Genomic DNA, 18,411 nt, shown 5'->3' with positions numbered 1-18,411 from the left:
GGCGCTAGTCCAGACTTAACAGGGCCCCGCCCGAGTAGCGCTAGATAAACCTAGGTTTCATTTATCTAGTCTGACATGGATTAAACCATTAAGGTTTTGATTATAGAGGGGAACGTGAAAGGAATCGTGTGCGCGACCATCACGAAGAGGCTCGGCTGGACGCCCTGTACCAGCTGAAGTTGCTCGATACCCCGGCCAGCGAGGGATTCGATCGGATAACCCGGATGGCCAGCCAGATCTTCGGATTGCCGGTGGCTGCGGTGTCGCTGACGGATCGCGACCGGCAATGGTTCAAGTCGCGCGTAGGCGTCGAGCATCGCAGCATCCCGCGCGATAAGGCGCCCTGCGCGCAGGTCGCCGAGTCGACCCAGCCGCTCGTCATCGAGGATTTTCAGGCCGACGCGTGTTACGCCGACAGCGTGCTCGGTCGTGCCGGAACGCGCTTCTATGCCGGCGCGCCGTTGGTCACCAGCGATGGCTACGGCCTCGGATCGCTTTGCGTATTGGGGACCGAACCGCGCAAGGCAACCGAGGCCGAGCTTGCCGCGCTGGTCGATCTGGCGGCGATGGTGATGGCGCAGATCGAGCTGCAGCACGCCTTCGGACGGATCGATCCGGTCACCGGCATGCCGACCCGGAACCAGTTCCGCGACGACCTGATGGATCTGGAGCGGGACCATCCGGGCGAGCACCGGTTCGCGGTGGTGGTCGACATGGCGCGCGAAGATCAAATCAGCCGGATCGTGCGTGCGTTGGGTGTTGCCCGCGTCGACGATTTCATCCGGGAGGCGTCGCAGGCGCTGCGCGTGGCGCTGGGGCCGGGTCGCGTCGCCTATCAGGTTGGCAGCGCGCAGTTCGCGTTCATCTCACCGCCGGGTGTCGAGGAGCTGGCCTATGTTTCGCTGCTCCGGTCGAGCTTCGAGACGATGCATGCCACGTCGTCGGTACGCTTCGTCACGAACGTCGCGATCGGCGTCCGGTCGTTCGTCATCGGCAGCGTTTCGGCCGACGACGTGCTGAGGGGGGCGGCCAGCGCTGCACAGGACGCACGCAACGCCGATGGCGCGATCGCACTGCATTCGCCCGCCAACGACATCGCCCACCGCCGCCAATACGGCCTGTTGCAGGATTTCGGCGCCGCACTCGAAGCCGGCGACCAGTTGCGACTGGTGTACCAACCACGGATCGAGCTCGCGACGGGACGGTGCCTGGGCGCGGAAGCGTTGCTGCGCTGGCAACACCCTCGACTGGGCGAGGTGTCGCCCGCCGAGTTCATCCCGATCATCGAAGAGACCTCGCTGGCGCGCGCGACGACGCAGTGGGTGATCGATGCGGCGATGGATCAGATGGCGGCCTGGAATTGTGCTGGGATCGCGCCGGTCCTGTCGGTCAACATCTCCGCCGCCAATCTCGGCGAGGCCGACCTGATCGACCGGATCCAGCTGGCCTTGTTCAAGCGCGATCTGCGGCCCGAGCGGCTGGAGATCGAGCTGACCGAAAGCGCGATCATGGACCAGCCCGACCAAGCACTGGCGATGCTGCGCGAACTGGCGGAAGCGGGCATTTGCCTTGCGATCGACGATTTCGGGACGGGACACAGCAGCCTCGCCTATCTCCAGCGCCTGCCCGCGCGGATCGTGAAGATCGACCAGGCCTTCATGCGCAACCTCACCGAAGCGGCCGGGCCCGACTTTGTCCTTGTCGAGACGATGATCGGGCTAGCGCACAAGCTCGGCTACCGCGTGGTGGCCGAGGGGATCGAGACCGCAGAGGCAGCCGCGATCCTGACGCAGCTCGGTTGTGAGGAGGCGCAGGGCTTCTGGTTCGCGCGCCCGATGGAAGCCGCGCCGTTCGCAATCTGGCTTGCCGAACGCGATACGGCGGCCGAGCCCGAACGCGGCTGACTTTGCAGCCCCGCCCGGGGATCGTCTCAGGTCCCCCGTACGAGGAAGCCCCGCATCAACGCCGCGATCTCGGCATGGTGTGTTTCCAGCGCAAAGTGGCCGGTGTCGAGAAGGTGGACCTCCGCGTCCGGGACGTCGCGGCGATAAGCCGTGGCGCCGGCTGGCAGGAACGCCGGGTCATGCCGACCCCAGACTGCCAGCAGCGCCGGACGATGTTTGCGCAGGTACGCCTGGAAGGCGGGGTAGAGTGCGACGTTGGTCCGGTAGTCGAGGATCAGGTCGAGCTGGATCTCGTCCGCACCCGGTCGCGCCATATAGGCGATGTCGAGCTCGTAGCCGTCGGGTGATAGTCGGAGCGGATCGGCACCGGTGCCGTATTGCCAGTTCCGGATCGTGTCCGGCGCGAGAGAAGACCGGCAGGCTTCGCGGTTGCTTGCGCTCGGATCGCGCCAATACGCCTCCCACGGTCCCCATTGGTCGCTGAAGCCCTCGACGTACGCGTTGCCGTTCTGCGAGACGATCGCCGAGACGCGTTCAGGATGGCGCATCGCGAGACGCAGACCGACAGGCGCGCCATAATCGAAGATGTAGAGCGCGTACCGCGTCAGGCCGAGTGCCTCGACGAAACCGCCGACCACGGTCGCCAAGGCATCGAACGTATAGGCGAATGTCCCCCGCGGCGGCGCCTTGGTCTGGCCGAACCCGGGCAGGTCCGGCGCGATGACCCGAAACCGGTCGGCCAGTTGCGGGAGCAGGTCGCGGAACATGTGGCTCGCCGTCGGGAACCCATGGAGAAGCAGGATGACCGGCGCGTCGACCGGCCCTGCCTCTCGGTAGAACAGATCGACGTCGCCGACTTTCTGCCTGCGATACCGGACGGATGCCGCCGACGCATTCTTCGGTGACGTGGCGACGCGCGACGCGTCCGCGACGGTCGCGCGCGCCGCCGCCAGGACTGCAGGACCGGTGGCCAAGGCAGACATGACACCTCGGCGGGTCGGCGTAGTCAGGTTCGTTCTCATGGCGTTGTCCTTCGTTGAATACTCCAGATAATCGTTTCAGCACGGATCATAATGCTTGCATGCCGGCAGGCTCAGTTGCAGGCTCCGCAACGATGGACCGGCTCGATGCGATGAAATTGTTCGTGGCCTCGGTCGACGAAGGATCGCTAGCCGCCGCCGGGCGTCGGCATGGTCGGTCTGCGGCCAGCGTGACTCGGGCCATCGCGTTGCTGGAGGGCATTGCCGGCGAAGCGCTATTGCTCCGGTCGACGCGTCGGCTGCACCTGACCTCGGCGGGGGAACGGCACGTGGCAGTATGGCGCGACGTGCTGCTGCGGCTCGGCGACATCGCGCCCGCCCCGTCTGAAGGCCCGATGCGTGGCAGTTTCGTCCTGACCGCCCCGGAGCTCTTCGGACGGCTGAAGGTGATGCCGGTGCTCGAAACGTTCCTGCGTCGCGAGCCGTCGACCAGTGCGCGCGTGTTGCTGGTCAACCGCCTCGTCGATCTGATCGGCGAAGGCGTGGACATGGCGGTTCGGCTGGCACCACTGCCGGACTCGACGATGACTGCGACCAAGCTTGGCGACGTTCGGACGCTCGTCTGCGCCTCGCCCGACTATGTCGCGCGGTGCGGCATACCGGCGACGCCGCAGGATCTGGGTCGGTTCGATTGCGTCGGGTTGAACGTCGAAGGCGATGGCGAACTCTGGTCGTTCGGATCGGAGACCGAGCGCGCCCGCGTCCGATCGATCCGGGTTCGGACCCGCCTGAGCCTGAACAATGCGGGCGCGGGTATCGATGCGGCGGTTCGCGGCCTCGGGCTGGTGCGCACCCGGGGATATCAGGTGGCGGAAGACCTGGGGACAGGCCGCCTCGTCACCGTTCTGACAGCATTCGAGCCACCACCGCAGCCGGCGCACCTCGTGTTCCATCCGGACCGGGGAAGCCGGGGCGTCGTTCGCGCGTTCATCGACCATGCCGTGCCGGCACTGCGGGACGAGTTTCGGCGGATCACGACGATGCTGGACGCGATCGGCGAACCGACGCCGCCCAAGAACGATCGCTTGCCCGCGGAATAGAGCGCTGGCGGGCCGATCCCGACTCCGCAGATGCGGCAAGAGTTGACCGACATCGACAGCGATTTGCGCGTGTCGCTCATCTATCTTCGATTTCTCTGGGCTTGCGAACGAATTTGCCGATATCGTCTGCGCGGGGACTATCGGGGGGCCGAATTGTGCGAAGTATAGTGGTTGCAGCGGTGTCGCTGGGGTGCATGGCGACATCTGCGGCGCAGGCCAGCGACCTTCCCTTGTATCAGCCCGCGCCCGGCTGGATCATTCCGGCCGTGCTGCCGGACGCGGCGAAGACAGGCGCAGATACGCCGGCGCTGGTGATCTTCGATACGCAGCAACGGATCGAGGACGGGCGGCTGTGGTCCTACATAGATGTCGCGTCGCACATCACGTCGCCGGAGATGCTGGCGCAGGCGACGTCGCTTGCCTTGCCCTGGGCGCCGGACAAGGGCGACATCATCGTCCACGAACTGGCGATCTGGCGCGGGAGCCAGCGTATCGACCTGCTGGCGAACGGACAGAAGTTCACGGTCTTGCGGCGCGAACAGGCGCTCGAACAGCGCGAATTGACGGGTATCCTGACGGCGACGCTGGCGGTCGAAGGTCTTCAGGTCGGCGACATCCTGCGGTTGCGGGCGTCGACGACATCGAAAGACACCGCGCTGGGTGGGCGCGTGCAGAACGTCGTTCCGATGATCGCCCTACCCGCGCGGGTCGCCTTCGCTCGCGCACGCATATCGTGGCCGACCGCGACGCCACCGCGCTGGAAGCTGGAAGCCGACGGCGTCAAGGCCGTGCCGATCCGCGACGGGCAATACACCGTGCTCGACCTGGCCCTGCCCGCGCCGAAGCCGGTTGAGATGCCGCAGGATGCGCCAAGTCGGTTCCGGCATCCGCCGATGATCGAATTCGCCACGTTCGCCGACTGGGCGGACGTCTCGAAGACCTTCGCACCGCTATATGGCGCGGAAGCCAACGCCATCGCGCCCGGCTCCCCGCTGAGGACCGAGGTCGACGCGATCATGAAGGCGGATGCGACGCCGATCGGCAGGGCCGAACGCGCGCTGGAACTCGTCCAGGACAAGATCCGCTATCTTGCCGTCGGGATGGACGGCGGGAACTATGTTCCGCAGAAACCCGCGCGGACGTGGGAGGTTCGCTACGGCGACTGCAAGGCGAAGACGGTGCTGTTGCTGTCGATGCTGCGGGCGATGGGGATCGATGCCGAGCCGGTCCTCGCCGCCGTCGGATCGGGGGACTTCGTGGCCGAGAGGCTGCCGAGCGCGGCGGCTTTCAACCATGTCTTCGTGAAGGCGACGATCGACGGGCAGACCCTGTGGCTCGATGGGACGGGCGCCGGTTCGAGGCTTGCGGATATCCACGACACGCCCGACGTCGGCTATGTCCTGCCGATCCGCGCCGACGGTGCCGCGCTGCTCAGGATCGCGACGCACGCAAATGCGCGTCCGGTGATCGATTTGATCGTCGAGGCGGACGAAACCGCCAGCGTCGACTTGCCGAGTGCGTTCGAGGCGACGGCGATCGTCCACGGGCGACCGGCGGCGATGCTGACGATGGCCAAGACCCAGTTGGGCGAGAAAGAGCAGCGCCAGGCCGTCGGGCAGTTCCTGCAGGGCTTCCTGGGCGAAGGGCAATTCGTCGATACGTCGATCACGTCCGATCCCATTACCGGTGCGGTCACGCTGAAGGCGCGCGGCGCGACGAGCACGATCTGGACGACCGACGACCGTCGCCGCAAGCGCGCGGTCGACAGGCTGATCGATCAGGTCAATTTCGATCCCGACCGCAGCAAGGCGACCTGGGCGTCCGTTCCCGTTCTGGTCAACCAACCCGACGGTATGCGCTATCGCTTGCGGTTGCGCCTCCCCGACGGTGGCCGGGCGTTCGCATTAGAGGGGGAGCCCGATCTCAAGGCGAACATTGCCGGGTATGACATCGTTCGCAGCGCCAGCTTGGCGAACGGTATGTTCACGCTCGACGAGCGGATCGACACGGTCGGCGGCGAGATCGCGGTTGCCCGCATTCCGGCGGAGCGCGATGCCCTGACGACCGCGAAGGCCCGCGCACCACGTATCGTCGCCTCGGCCGACACGCGGCGGCGCTGGGACATCAACGCCATCGACCCGCCCGGCGCCACGCAACTGAGGGCGATCGAGGCGATCTTTGCGAAGTCGATCGCCGACGATCCCGACGAAGCCAGCGGCTATACCAGCCGCGCATCACTCAGAAGCGGCGTGGGCGATCGCCGCGGTGCCGTCGCCGACCTGACGCACGCGATCGCGATCGCCCCGACGATCGACCTCTATCTCCAACGCTCGACGGAGTCGCACGAGTTGGGCGACATGGCGGCGGCGCTCAAGGACGCGGAAGCAGCGCGTGCCCTGGATCCTTCGTCGCAACAGGCGATCGGCCAGCTCAGCGACCTGAAGGCCGAAGGCGGCGACATGCCCGGAGCGCTGGCGCTCCTGGATCAGCGCATCGCGCTGGGCGGCAGCATGCGCAACGCGTTTCGCGAAGCCAAGGCCGGCCTGCTCGGAGAATATGGCGACGTCACCGCAGCACTCGTGTTGTTCGACAGCCTGATCGCGGACAAGCCGGGTTCACCGTCGCTGATGAACGCACGGTGCTGGGCCAAGGGAACGCGCATGGTCATGATCGACAGTGCGTTGAAAGACTGTACGGGGGCGATCGAGTTGAGCACCGACACGAGTGGTCCGCTCGATAGCCGGGCGATGGTCTGGTATCGGCTCGGAAAGTACGAGCAGGCGCTGGCCGATCTCGACGCGGTGCTGGCGTCGACACCCAATCAGGCGGAAAGCCATTTCATGCGCGGAATCGTGTTGGCGAAATCGGACCGGCGACCCGAAGCGACGAAGGAATTCGCGATTGCACGGCGGCTTCTACCGAGCGTCGACAGGCGGTATGCGCGCTACGGCATCAAGGCGGACTGATCATCGGTATCGGGTAGCCATCAACGTGGCGCTCGGCATAGTGATTGGCGGTGACGGTGAATGGTGCCGGATCGCAGGGAGAAAACCGCTTGATGTCGGACGAGTATGCGCATGGCCGGCGAGATGGGTTGCGGCTGGCGCTGGCGATCTTGGCTGCCGAAGAAGCCAAATGGGCGGCGTTGCTGGGCGAGAGTGCATCCTGGCGGACCAACGCCACGCGTGAGGTGCGGCATAAAACGCTTCAGGTCGCACAAACGCGCGTCCAGACCGTGCTGAACCGGCTTTCTCCCAAGGACGACACTGCGTCGAATGCGGAATTGTCCGCCGCGCTGGCGAAGATCGGGCTTTAGCCCGCCCTGCCGTCCGACAATGCGTCGACCAGTTCGATTAATTGAACCGCATCACCCAGCGCCGCAGAGGCGGCCGTGTTGTCGAACATGCACCATGCCGGGCGCCCTGCTGCGCGGTCCTCGGCAACCAGGCGCGCATAGGCGCATAGGCGGTCGAGCCCGTACGCGGTTCGGTACATGTCGGGCGACCCGTGCAGCCGGTAATAAGTGAGCCCGCGCCAGCCACCCGGCCGTGCCGCCGCCGGGACCCGGGCGGGATCGGCAGCGACCCGTGCTACTTTTTGGGCCGCTAACAGGCTGTCGACATCGGGCTCGAACCAGCTGGCGTGGCGCGGTTCACACACGATGCTGGTGTCGGTTCGTTCGCCGACGTCCGCAAGAAAGCGAGTGACCGTCGCATGATCGAAGACGAGGCTTGGCGGTAGTTGCAGGAGGAGGAGCGCAAGCTTGCCACTCAGGCCGGACACCTCGTCGAGAAAGCGATCAAGCGGCGCGGCGGCGTCGTGCAGGCGAAGATCGTGGCTGATCGACTTGGGTATCTTTGCCGCGAACCGGAAATCGTCGGAAACGCTGGCGGCCCATCGAGCCCAAGTCGATTGCCGGTGTGGCCGGTGGAAGGACGAGTTCACTTCGACACCGTGCATCACGGCCGCGTAACGCTGTAGCGCGGTCCCCGTTTCCGGAAAGTTCGGCCGATCCGCGGCCGGTATGCTCCAGCCGGCGGTGCCGATCACGCAGGCCGGATCCGTCACCGGAAAACGACCTTCGCGGAAGCACCACGGCAATCGTCCGGCATCCGTCCCCTGCCCCGCTGGTCATCGCGGCGAAGGAGACGGACGCCGGCGTCGATCATGCCGATTGGGGGATGATGCTGATCATCTCGCCCGCGCCAGGTTCCTTCGCCGGCTTGAGCTTGAGCGCTTGGTCCGGTTCGACATGGCGGCTTCGCGAAGCGGGTTCGAGCGTCACGGTCTCGCCGGTGTCGAGCGACCGCTCGATCGCGGCCAGGACACGCATGTCGAACAGGCCTTCCTCGCCGTCGGCTTCGGGATGCAGATCCTCGAGGATGCAGTTCGAGAAATACTGCGTCTCGTTGCCGAACTGTTCGACCGGATCGAAGCTGTGCGTCTTGCTGCCGGCGCTGGTCTTCTCGACATAGGTGATGCCGATCTTCGGCCCGAACATGAAGGCGGGCGACGCGTGGATGCTCGCCTTCGTGCCGACGAGCTGGAAGAATTCGGCCGATGCGGTGGCGTAGCTGACGCTGAACTGTGCGACGCGTTCGTTGGGGAAGCGCAGCGTGACGGCCACGGTGTCGTGGAAGTTGAAGCCGCGCCCCGGGGTCTTGGTACCGATCGCGTGCACGGCGATGGGTTCCTGCCCGAACAGGTTGCGCACCGCGTTGAGTGGATACGTCCCCATGTCTGGCACCGGACCGCCCCAGTAACCGTTGTGACCGCGCGAATTAGCCTCAGCGACATTCTGCGCGAATACCGAGACGAAGCTGCGCAACTCGCCGAACTCGCCGTCGCGAGCGCGGGTGATCATCTCGACCGTGGCCGGTTCGTTGTGGAGGCGATAGGCGATCATCAGCTTGCCGCCGCCCTTCTTCTGCGCGGCGATGATCTGTTCGGCTTCGGCGACGCTGGACGCCATCGGCTTTTCGAGCAGGACGTGAATGCCCGCTTCGAGCGCGGGAACCGCGTATTGCAGATGGAGGAAGTTCGGTGTCGCGACATAGACGGCGTCGATTTCGTCCGACTTGAGCAGCTCGTCATACTGCTCGTAAGTCCATGCCTTGATACCGTAGAGCTTGGCGAGCTTGTCCGCCTTGACCGGATCGCCCGTGACCAACGCCGCGAGTTCCGAATTGTCGGTGCGACCGATGCCCGGCATGAACGCCTGCTGAGAGATCTGGCCACCGCCGACGACGGCATAGCGCACCTTCTTCTTGTGTCCGAACATATCGGTCCTTCGGTGTAGTTTGGGGATGCAGAGCGAACGACGGACGACCATGATCGTTGCATTCTTCGCGCGTTTGCCCCGTACGTCGGGATCCGCGACGCTGCGTTTCCGCAATCGCGCCGATCATACCGGACCGCATCGCGGTGCCGTTCGTTCGGCACGTGAACCTCTGAGGTAGACGAATCATGGACTATACCAAACTCGGCAGCACCGGCCTGGACGTTTCGCGGCTTTGCCTGGGCTGCATGACCTACGGCATCCCCGATCGCGGCAATCACGCGTGGACGCTCGACGAGGAAACCAGCCGGCCGATCCTGCGCGCGGCGGTTGAGGCCGGGATCAACTTCTTCGACACCGCCAACGTCTATTCGGATGGCACGTCGGAGGAGATCGTCGGTCGTGCGCTGAAGGACTTCACGCGCCGCGACGAAGTGGTGATCGCGACCAAGGTGCACGGGCGGATGCGTCCGGGCCCGAACGGCGCCGGTGTCAGCCGCAAGGCGATCATGGCCGAGATCGATGCCAGCCTCACGCGGCTCGGCACCGACTATGTCGATCTCTACCAGATCCACCGGTTCGATTACGACGTGCCGATCGAGGAAACGCTGGAGGCGCTGCACGACGTCGTGAAGGCAGGCAAGGCGCGGTATATCGGTGCGTCGTCGATGTTCGCGTGGCAGTTCGCGACGATGCTGCACGTCAGCGAGGCGAATGGCTGGACGCGGTTCGCGACGATGCAGGATTATCTGAACCTGCTGTACCGCGAGGAAGAGCGCGAAATGCTGCCGCTGTGCGATGCCGAAGGGGTCGGCGTGATCCCCTGGAGCCCGCTCGCTCGCGGGCGCCTGACGCGCGACTGGAACGAGACCACCGGACGTTCGCAGACCGACGAGTTCGGCAAGACGCTGTACGCGCATACCGTCGAGGCGGACCGCAAGGTGGTGGAGACGGTCGCGACGATCGCCAAGGAACGCGACGTGCCGAGGGCACAGGTGGCGCTCGCTTGGGTGCTGGCGAAACCGGAGGTATCCGCGCCGATCATCGGGGCGTCGAAGACCGCGCATCTCGACGATGCGATCGCGGCGCTCGAACTGGGCCTTACCGATCGCGAGATCGCACGGCTGGAAGAACCCTATGTGCCGCATGCGGTCGTCGGCTTTTCGTAAGCGATCTGCGGCCGGCTACCTTTGAGCTGGCCGCATCAATTCCACCGAGCGTAACGCGCATATTCTGCCCGACGGATCATCCGTCGCGGCACAAAGGACCTATATGACGAAACCGACACTGGCCGAGCGACCGGCTATCCTGGCCGCCAAGCGCCAGCTGAAAATGGCGCGCTCGACCCATGCCTATGTCAGGGGCAACACAGCCAAGTTCTACGAATGGCTCGACGAGTCACCCGCGTCGCGACGCGTTCCGCAAGGGCCGGCGATCTGGATCTGCGGCGACTGCCATCTCGGTAACCTCGGCCCGATCAACGATGGTGGCGGGCGGATCGCGATCCAGATCCGTGACCTCGACCAGGCGGTGATCGGCAACCCGGCGCACGACCTGATCCGCCTCGGGCTGTCGCTCGCGACCGCGGCGCGAGGCTCCGACCTGCCCGGCGTGACGACCGCGCACATGATCGAGGAGATGGTCACCGGCTATGCCAGCGCGATGGCGGATCCCGCGAGCAACGATGCCGGCCCCGAGCCCGAGGCGGTCCGCAGCGTCAAGCGCCGCGCGCTGGGACGCCGCTGGCGGCACCTCGCCAAGGAGCGGTTCGCGACGCAGGAGCCGATGATCCCGCTCGGCGACAAGTTCTGGCCGCTGGAGCAATCCGAACGCGATGCGCTTGCCGAACTGGTCACCGAGCCGGAGGTCGCCGCCCTGGTTCTCTCGCTCGACGCGAAGGACCGGGACCGAACCGTCCGGCTGGTCGACGCCGCCTACTGGATGAAGGGGTGCAGTTCGCTCGGGCTGTTGCGGTTTGCGGCCCTGGTCGGGTTGAAGAACGCGAAGGGGCGATCGGACTATGCGCTGATCGACTTGAAGGAAGCGACGACACCGATCGCGCCTGCCGCTAAAGGCGCCAAGATGCCGACCGACCAGGCGGCGCGCGTCGTCGAGGCTGCGCGCGCGCTGTCTCCTCACCTCGGTAGCCGGATGGTCGCGGCGCGTGCGCTCGATCGGTCGCTGTTCGTTCGCGAATTGTCGCCGCAGGACCTGAAGCTCGAGGTCGAGCAGTTCAGCGCGGGACAGGCCGTAAAGGCGGCACGGTATCTCGCCTTCGTTGTCGGCAAGGCGCACGCACGCCAGATGGATACGGACACGCGCCACGAATGGGCGAGCGTGCTCGATGCGGACCGTCGCGGCGCGATCGATGCGCCGAACTGGCTGTGGGAGAGCGTCGTGTCATTGGCGGGAAGCCATGAGGCGGGATATCTGGAACATTGCCGCCAGTACGCAATGCGGGCGTGATCGGCGGTAGGGCTATGCCCGCCGCGAAGTACTCCGAGTGCTGCGTGCTTTACATGGCCGATCCTGCTGTCACACTCATCGCCGAACTCGGGCGCGTGCGCCGTATTGGAGCATTCGACCATGGACTTCATCGACCGGCGTACGGCTATTTCCGGTATCGGTGCGGCGATCGGGTGCGCCGCCTTGCCCGTCTCCGCGCGTGGCGCACCCGACGACGTGTTCCTGCTAAGCTATTTCACCGACATGGATGAGGGTCGCGAGGGCCTCAAGCTCGCTCGCAGCGACGACGGGTATGTCTTTCGCGCGCTAGGCAATGGCCGTGGCTTCCTGACACCGATGGTCGGCGAGAACAGGCTGATGCGCGATCCCAACCTGTTGCAGGGACCGGATGGGCTCTGGCATCTCGTCTGGACGAGCGACTGGTTCGGCCCCGTCATAGGTCACGCCACGTCGCGCGACCTGATGCACTGGTCGCAGCAACAGACCATTCCGGTGATGAAAGGCTTTGTCGGCGTCCGCAACACCTGGGCGCCCGAGGCGATCTACGATCGCGCGCGGGGCGACTTCGTCCTCATGTGGTCGAGCAGCATCGACGGCCGTTTCGGGGCGACTGCGGGCGAAAAGTTCGCGGGGATCAAGCTGCGCCCCTATTATACGCGGACTAGGGATTTCCGTACGTTCACGCCGACCAAGTTGTTGTTCGATCCCTGCACCGACTCGATCGACTTCACCTGGCTGAGGCTGGCCGACGGCAGGTTGCGGCTGATCTACAAGGACGAGACGCATGACACCGAAACGCGGCGGTGGCTGGTCAGCCGATCCGCGGCCTCGCCGACCGGTCCGTTCGGGCCGGTCAGCGCGCCGTTCACCAAACCGATGACGGAGGGACCGACGGCGATACGGCTCGGCGACCGCTACATGGTCTATTACGACGTGTACGAGCAGCATCGCTTCGGTGGCGCCTCGACCACGGACTTCGTCCACTGGACCGACGAGAGCGCGCGCATCCGGTTTCCCGAGAACGCGCGCCACGGAACAGTCGTTCGCGTGCCTCGCGCCTTTGCCGACAGGATCGCGTGATGCCGGCGACTAGGCGCAATCAGAACGCGATCATCACCTTGCCGAGATGCCCGGCGGCGGCGAAGTAGCGGACCGCTTCCGGCGCGTCGTCGAAGCGAAAGGTCCGGTCGACCACCGTCGTCATGCCGTTCGCCACCATCGCGTCGAGCAGGTCGACGAACATAGCGCGGCTGCCGTTGGCGATACCGCGGATCGTCACGTTCTTGATGATGAGCGACAGATAGTCGGGGATCGCCGGCCCCTCGCCCGGCGACACGCCGACGACGATGATCCGCGCATTGGCTGCAGCCGCAGCGATCGACTGGCCCAGCGTATCGACGCCGCCCGTTTCGATCACGATGTCGGCGCCCTTGCCGTCCGTCTTGGCATTCACCTCGGCTACCCAATCGGGGCAGGTCCGGTAGTTGATCGTAATGTCCGCGCCGAGCGCTCGCGCCGTCGCGAGTTTCGCATCGTGGGACGAGGTGATCGCGACCCGCGCACCGCGTGCCTTGGCGATCTTCAGCGCAGCAAGCGAGACGCTGCCGGTGCCGAGGCACAGGACGGTGTCGCCAGCCTCGACGTGACAGATCTCGACCAGCGCGTTCCAGGCCGTTAGCGCTGCGGACGCAAGCCCGGCAACATCGGCATCGGCCAGCGCATTGGGCACCCGGATGAGCGCCGCGGCGGGCAGGACGATGCGCTCGGCCAGCCAGCCGTCATGCGTGATGCCGATATCGTGCGCGAAAACGTCCGCCCGGAACGCGCCGTCGAGCCAGCTCGCGAAATGGCCGCAGACGGCGCGGTCACCGACCGCGATCTCGGTCACGCCCTCCCCGATTGCGATGACCTCGCCGACGCCTTCGGACATCGGGATGCGGGTCTCGGGTTGGCGAGGACCATAGGTACCGCGCAGGAGTTGTACGTCGCGGCTGATGAGGCCGACGAGACGCGGTGCGACCAGCGCCTCGCCGGGGCCGGCGACTGGGTCCGGCCGGGTCGTCGCGACGAGCGCGTCGATGCCGTCCTGCGCGCCGATTTGATAGGCTTTCATCGAAATCTCCTGGAGTTAGGCGCGCGGCCGGCGCATCAATCGAATGCTGTTGGGCCGGGCTTGAAGGCGTGGCGGTGGGCGCGCAATGCAATCCAGAGCGCCAGCAACGTCGGCGCCAGCACGGCCCAGGCGAGCGAACCCGCGCCAAGATGGTCGAGCATCACGCCGCCGACGATTCCGCCCGCGGCGATCGCGCCGTTCCACGTCGTCGTCAGCATCGCGTTCGCCAGATCGACGCCCTCGCCTGCGGCATCAGCCAGCGCGGTTTGGAGCTGCGTCGCGGCGCCGCCGAACGACAGGCCCCACAGGATCGTCGCCACGATCGTCACGACGGGGCTGGCTGCAAACAGCCCGAACGCCAGCGATACCGCCGCGAACGCTGTTAAGCTAACCAATACCAACGGTCGCAACGCCCGGTCGATCAGCACGCCCGTCACCCAGATCCCGACCAGCGCGGCAACGCCGAACCCGAGCAGCAGCAGGTCCAGCCGGCCTTGCACGCCCGAGAGCGCGGCGACCGGCGCGATGTAGGTATAGAGGATGTTGTGCGCGGTGATCCACGCGAACAGCGTGACGAGCACGGTGCGTACGCCGCGCGTGCGGAAGACGCGCGCGATCGACAGTCGCTGTTCCGCCGGCTGTCCGGGGAAATCCGGCACTTGCCACAGCACCCAGCCGATCAGGACCAGCGTCGTGATCGACATCAGCCCGAACGCCATTCGCCAGCCAAGCGTGGTGCCCAGCATCGCCCCCAGCGGAACGCCGATCGACAACGCAAGCGGCGTACCGACCATCGCGATCGCCAGCGCCTTGCCGCGCAACGGCGCGACGACCATCCGCCGCGCATAGCCGGCGATGATCCCCCAGCCGAGCCCGGCCGCGACGCCACCCATGAACCGCGCGACCAACGTCAGCGCGTAGGAAGTCGATACCGCGGTCACGCAGTTGAAGATCAGGAACCCGACGATCGCAACCAGCAGCGTCGGCTTGCGACGCCAGCCTTGCGTGTACAGCGTGAGCGGGATCGCCGCGAGCAGCGATCCGACCGCATAGACCGTGACCGTCTGCCCCGCGAGCGACTCCGATACGTCCAGCCCCACTGCCATGTGCGGCAATAGTCCGGCGGGCAGCGTCTCGGTCAGGATCGCGGTGAAGCCGGTCATCGCCAGCGCCAGCAAGGCTGAGATCGGCAGCGTCTCGCTCGCGCCGACGTCGGTCGGAATAGGGTTTGGACGCACGGACTACTCACTTCTGGATCGACTGGTCCAGTGCAGTCGACGACCGAACGCGGCTTGTCAATGAATAATGGATCGATTAGTCCACAACGTCAGGAGCGGAGACTTATGGCACGGAGCGGACGACCGCGCGGTTTCGACCGGGATGCGGCGCTGGACAGCGCGATGCACCTGTTCTGGGAGCACGGGTATGAGGGCGCGTCGCTACTGACGCTGCGCCACGCGATGGGTGACATCTCGTCGGCAAGTTTCTACGCGGCGTTCGGCTCGAAGGAAGCGCTCTACCGGGAAGCGCTGGCGCGGTACCTGGATCGGCATGGCAGCATCATCGACGCGCTCGATGACGAACGGCTCCCGCCGCGCGCGCGGCTCGAACAGGCATTGATGGCGTCGGTTGCGGTACAGACCGACGTCGCGCATCCCACTGGCTGCATGGTCACGCTGTCGGCGACGATCTCGTCGGAAGCCAGTGCATCGACGCGCGCGCTGACCCGAACCGAGCGCGAAGCCACACGGCAAGCGTTGCGTCGGTGTATCATCGCCGGCATGAACGCAGGCGATCTCGACCCCGGTGCCGATGTCGCAGGGCTGGTCGCGCTGTACGACGGATTGGCGCTCGGTATCTCGATCCAGGCGCGCGACGGCATCCCGGCGGAAACGATCCGCGCGGCCATCCGGCACGCGATGGCGGCGTGGGACCTGAACCGAAGCGCTCGCAGCGGCAACGGCAAATGATGGGCTGAAGCGGCGCTCGCACCAAGCGTTCTGACAGCGCGCGTCCGTCGTATGGACCGCCCTGACCTAACCCATTCGCGGCTGACGACACTAAGCTAGCGCGACGAGTGCGGCGGAGATCCGAAGGCGCGATCGATTACCCCGTCTATCTTGCCGATCCCGTGTGGTAGGACCCTTGCGACGATTGGGGAACGGCAATGCGGACGATCATCATGGCGACGATGTTGCTGGCGCTGGCATCGGGTACCACGTCGGTAGCTGCCGTCAGGGTGGCCGACGCCGTGGCGCAAACCTCGCTGGCGCACGGCAGGATGGAGGGTCCGTTCGAACTCCATTCCCGGGTCTATCCGGGCACGGTCAGGCGCTATTGGGTGTATGTGCCAGCAGGCTACGACGCGTCGAGGCCACCCAATCTGCTGCTGTTCCATGATGGCCAGCGCGCGGTCAATCCGGAAGGGTCGCTGAAGCTTCCCGCGGTTCTCGATACGCTGATCGACCAGAAGGCGATTCCGCAGACGCTGGGCGTGTTCGTCACGCCGGGGAATGTATCGGCCCGGTATCCCGATACGCTCGGCATGCAGAACCCGGACCATCGGCCCGAGGAGTACGACGCGCTTTCGGACGCTTATGCCCGGATGACATTGGACGAGTTGCTGCCCGCCGTGGCGCGGCGATGGCGGTTTTCGGCGGATCCGAAGCGGCGCGCGATCGGCGGCACGTCGAGTGGTGCGATCGCCGCATGGACGGTCGCATGGCGCCATCCGGACGCGTTCGGCAACGTGATAAGCTTCATCGGCAGCTATACCTCGATCGGCCTGAAACTCGGCCCGGACGGTACGCCGCTGGCCTATGGCGGGGATACCTATCCCGGCCTGATCCGGAAAAGCGCGATCCGCCCCTTGCGCGTCTTTCTTCAGGACGGGCGCAACGACCTGGATAACGAGCACGGCAATTGGTTTCTCGCGAACCAGCAGATGCTGAAAGCGCTCGAATGGGCCAATGCGCATGCGGACGCGGAAAAGCACGCGGGGCCGCGGTACGCCATCAACCATGCCTGGACCGAGGGTACGCATTCGGATGCCGATGGTGGATCGATCCTGCCTGACGTGCTGCGCTGGATCTGGCGGGATCAGCAACCCGGCCGGTAAGCCTCGGGTCTGATTCAGGCGTGCTTCGCCGCAACCGCCTGAGTCTCGCTTTCGACATTGACGCAGTGCAGCATCACACCTACCAGCCCGCGCTCACAAGATGCTTGCCTACAAGGCGCAGTTTAGCTCAGCGCTGGAGGCGCCGCGTGACCATGACCATGACCTTTGCCGATCTCTCCCTGGCGCCGTTTTTGCTGCAGGCGCTAGCAGAGGAAGGCTATGCCCACCCTACCCCGATCCAGGCGCAGTCGATCCCGATGCTGCTGCAGGGGCGCGACATCCTCGGCATGGCGCAGACCGGCACGGGCAAGACCGCCGCCTTCGCGCTGCCGCTGCTCCACCGCCTCGCTGCCGACCCCCGCCCTGCACCCAAGGGCGGCGCGCGCATCCTGGTACTCGCGCCGACGCGTGAACTCGTGTCGCAGATCGCCGCCGGGTTCGAGAGCTTCGGTCGTCATCTGAAGCCGAGCGTGATGACGATCTTCGGCGGCGTCAGCCAGTTCCATCAGGTCAAGGCGCTCGAAGGCGGGGTCGACATCATCGTCGCCGCACCGGGGCGCTTGCTGGATCTGGTCGATCAGGGGCTCTGCGACCTGTCGCAGCTCGAGGCGCTGGTGCTCGACGAAGCCGACCAGATGCTCGACATGGGCTTTGCCAAGCCGATCGAGCGGCTCGTCGCGACGCTGCCGACGGATCGCCACACGTTGCTGTTCTCTGCGACCATGCCGAAGTCGATCGCGGCGCTGGCCGAGAGCCTGCTGCGCGATCCGGCGAAGGTCGAGATCGCCCCGCCTTCGACCACCGTCGACCGGATCGACCAGTCGGTGATGTTCCTCGATGCGACCGACAAGAAAGCGGCGCTGCTGGCACTGCTCAACACCCCCGACATGGGCCAGGCGGTCGTCTTCACGTTGCAGAAAAACATCGCCAACGACGTCTGCGCGTTCATCGGCGAGGCCGGCTTCACCGCCGAGGCGCTCCATGGCAACAAGTCGCAGGGCCAGCGCGAGCGTGCGCTCGACGCCTTCCGCGCCGGCACCGTCCAGGTGCTCGTCGCGACCGATATTGCCGCGCGCGGGATCGACGTCGACACCGTGACGCACGTGTTCAACCACGACCTGCCCAGCCTCCCGGAAAGCTATGTCCACCGGATCGGCCGCACCGGTCGCGCCGGTCGCAGCGGGTTCGCGATCACGCTGTGCGATGCCGAACAGCGTGCCTGGCTGCACGACGTCGAACGAGAGATCGGTCGCACCTTGACCGTTCAGGACGATCACGAATGGCATTGCGAAGTGGCACGCCATTCGACCAAGCGCGCCCCCGTGCTGGGTGGCGGCCCGGTCAAGCAGGCCAAGCCGGCGAAGGCACCGCGCGAGCGGAAGGTCTGGACCGAGGAAGAAAAGCTGGCCGCACGGATGGCCGCAAAGGCCGCCTGATAGCGGTGCATCGTTC

At 65.8% G+C, this 18,411-nt stretch carries 15 protein-coding genes; 10 read left to right on the top strand and 5 right to left on the bottom strand.

Features of this window, described 5'->3' with window-relative positions; all coding sequences use genetic code 11:
* Window positions 1-128 precede the first annotated feature (128 nt).
* Complete coding sequence (locus E5673_RS11620) at window positions 129-1,904, top strand: GGDEF and EAL domain-containing protein (protein WP_136190130.1); 1,776 nt, start codon at window positions 129-131, stop codon at window positions 1,902-1,904.
* A 26-nt stretch (window positions 1,905-1,930) separates the two neighbouring features.
* Here E5673_RS11620 and E5673_RS11615 read toward each other — a convergent pair whose 3' ends face one another.
* On the bottom strand, window positions 1,931-2,887 hold the full coding sequence (locus tag E5673_RS11615; protein ID WP_136190129.1) for an alpha/beta hydrolase: 957 nt from the start codon (window positions 2,885-2,887) through the stop codon (window positions 1,931-1,933).
* 98 nt (window positions 2,888-2,985) lie between these two features.
* On the opposite strand from E5673_RS11615, the gene E5673_RS11610 reads away from it, so the two are divergent.
* From E5673_RS11610 to E5673_RS11600, 3 genes are all read left to right on the top strand, one after another.
* Window positions 2,986-3,984, top strand: coding sequence for a LysR family transcriptional regulator (locus tag E5673_RS11610; protein ID WP_136190128.1), 999 nt, complete (start codon window positions 2,986-2,988; stop codon window positions 3,982-3,984).
* A gap of 194 nt (window positions 3,985-4,178) precedes the next feature.
* Window positions 4,179-6,950: a DUF3857 domain-containing protein gene (locus E5673_RS11605; RefSeq protein ID WP_136190127.1), complete on the top strand. Its 2,772-nt coding sequence runs from the start codon at window positions 4,179-4,181 to the stop codon at window positions 6,948-6,950.
* A 92-nt stretch (window positions 6,951-7,042) separates the two neighbouring features.
* Entirely contained in the window at window positions 7,043-7,300 is a 258-nt protein-coding gene (locus tag E5673_RS11600; RefSeq protein WP_056059124.1) for a hypothetical protein, read from the top strand.
* Here the strand turns inward: E5673_RS11600 and E5673_RS11595 are convergent.
* Together E5673_RS11595 and E5673_RS11590 are read right to left on the bottom strand one after the other, a co-directional pair.
* Window positions 7,297-8,034, bottom strand: coding sequence for a DUF72 domain-containing protein (locus E5673_RS11595; protein WP_247599357.1), 738 nt, complete (start codon window positions 8,032-8,034; stop codon window positions 7,297-7,299). The genes E5673_RS11600 and E5673_RS11595 overlap by 4 nt on opposite strands.
* A gap of 115 nt (window positions 8,035-8,149) precedes the next feature.
* The gene (locus E5673_RS11590) at window positions 8,150-9,265 is read right to left on the bottom strand and encodes a Gfo/Idh/MocA family oxidoreductase (RefSeq protein ID WP_136190125.1); all 1,116 of its coding nucleotides are present in this window, start codon (window positions 9,263-9,265) and stop codon (window positions 8,150-8,152) included.
* Between the two features lie 185 nt (window positions 9,266-9,450).
* Here E5673_RS11590 and E5673_RS11585 point away from each other — a divergent pair, with 185 nt between their 5' ends.
* The 3 genes from E5673_RS11585 (at window position 9,451) to E5673_RS11575 (ending at window position 12,808) form a co-directional block, all read left to right on the top strand.
* Window positions 9,451-10,431, top strand: a complete 981-nt coding sequence (locus E5673_RS11585) for an aldo/keto reductase (RefSeq protein ID WP_136190124.1) — start codon at window positions 9,451-9,453, stop codon at window positions 10,429-10,431.
* Between the two features lie 103 nt (window positions 10,432-10,534).
* Window positions 10,535-11,728 (top strand): DUF2252 family protein, encoded by a 1,194-nt coding sequence (locus E5673_RS11580; RefSeq protein WP_136190123.1) that lies wholly within the window; start codon window positions 10,535-10,537, stop codon window positions 11,726-11,728.
* A gap of 120 nt (window positions 11,729-11,848) precedes the next feature.
* On the top strand, window positions 11,849-12,808 hold the full coding sequence (locus E5673_RS11575) for a glycoside hydrolase family 43 protein (protein WP_136190122.1): 960 nt from the start codon (window positions 11,849-11,851) through the stop codon (window positions 12,806-12,808).
* A 19-nt stretch (window positions 12,809-12,827) separates the two neighbouring features.
* Here E5673_RS11575 and E5673_RS11570 read toward each other — a convergent pair whose 3' ends face one another.
* Window positions 12,828-13,841, bottom strand: a complete 1,014-nt coding sequence (locus tag E5673_RS11570; RefSeq protein WP_136190121.1) for an NAD(P)-dependent alcohol dehydrogenase — start codon at window positions 13,839-13,841, stop codon at window positions 12,828-12,830.
* A gap of 35 nt (window positions 13,842-13,876) precedes the next feature.
* Window positions 13,877-15,079: an MFS transporter gene (locus E5673_RS11565; RefSeq protein ID WP_247599356.1), complete on the bottom strand. Its 1,203-nt coding sequence runs from the start codon at window positions 15,077-15,079 to the stop codon at window positions 13,877-13,879.
* A gap of 105 nt (window positions 15,080-15,184) precedes the next feature.
* Between E5673_RS11565 and E5673_RS11560 the strand changes: the two genes are divergently transcribed.
* The 3 genes from E5673_RS11560 (at window position 15,185) to E5673_RS11550 (ending at window position 18,395) form a co-directional block, all read left to right on the top strand.
* The gene (locus tag E5673_RS11560) at window positions 15,185-15,811 is read left to right on the top strand and encodes a TetR/AcrR family transcriptional regulator (protein ID WP_136190120.1); all 627 of its coding nucleotides are present in this window, start codon (window positions 15,185-15,187) and stop codon (window positions 15,809-15,811) included.
* Window positions 15,812-16,008: 197 nt separating this feature from the next.
* Window positions 16,009-16,959, top strand: a complete 951-nt coding sequence (locus E5673_RS11555; protein ID WP_136190119.1) for an alpha/beta hydrolase-fold protein — start codon at window positions 16,009-16,011, stop codon at window positions 16,957-16,959.
* A 152-nt stretch (window positions 16,960-17,111) separates the two neighbouring features.
* The gene (locus E5673_RS11550; protein ID WP_136191476.1) at window positions 17,112-18,395 is read left to right on the top strand and encodes a DEAD/DEAH box helicase; all 1,284 of its coding nucleotides are present in this window, start codon (window positions 17,112-17,114) and stop codon (window positions 18,393-18,395) included.
* Window positions 18,396-18,411: the final 16 nt, after the last annotated feature.

It is taken from the genome of Sphingomonas sp. PAMC26645, from assembly GCF_004795835.1.
Lineage (GTDB): Bacteria > Pseudomonadota > Alphaproteobacteria > Sphingomonadales > Sphingomonadaceae > Sphingomonas.
The sequence above is the reverse complement of the archived record's forward strand: the minus strand, read 5'-3'. Positions and strand labels throughout refer to the sequence as shown.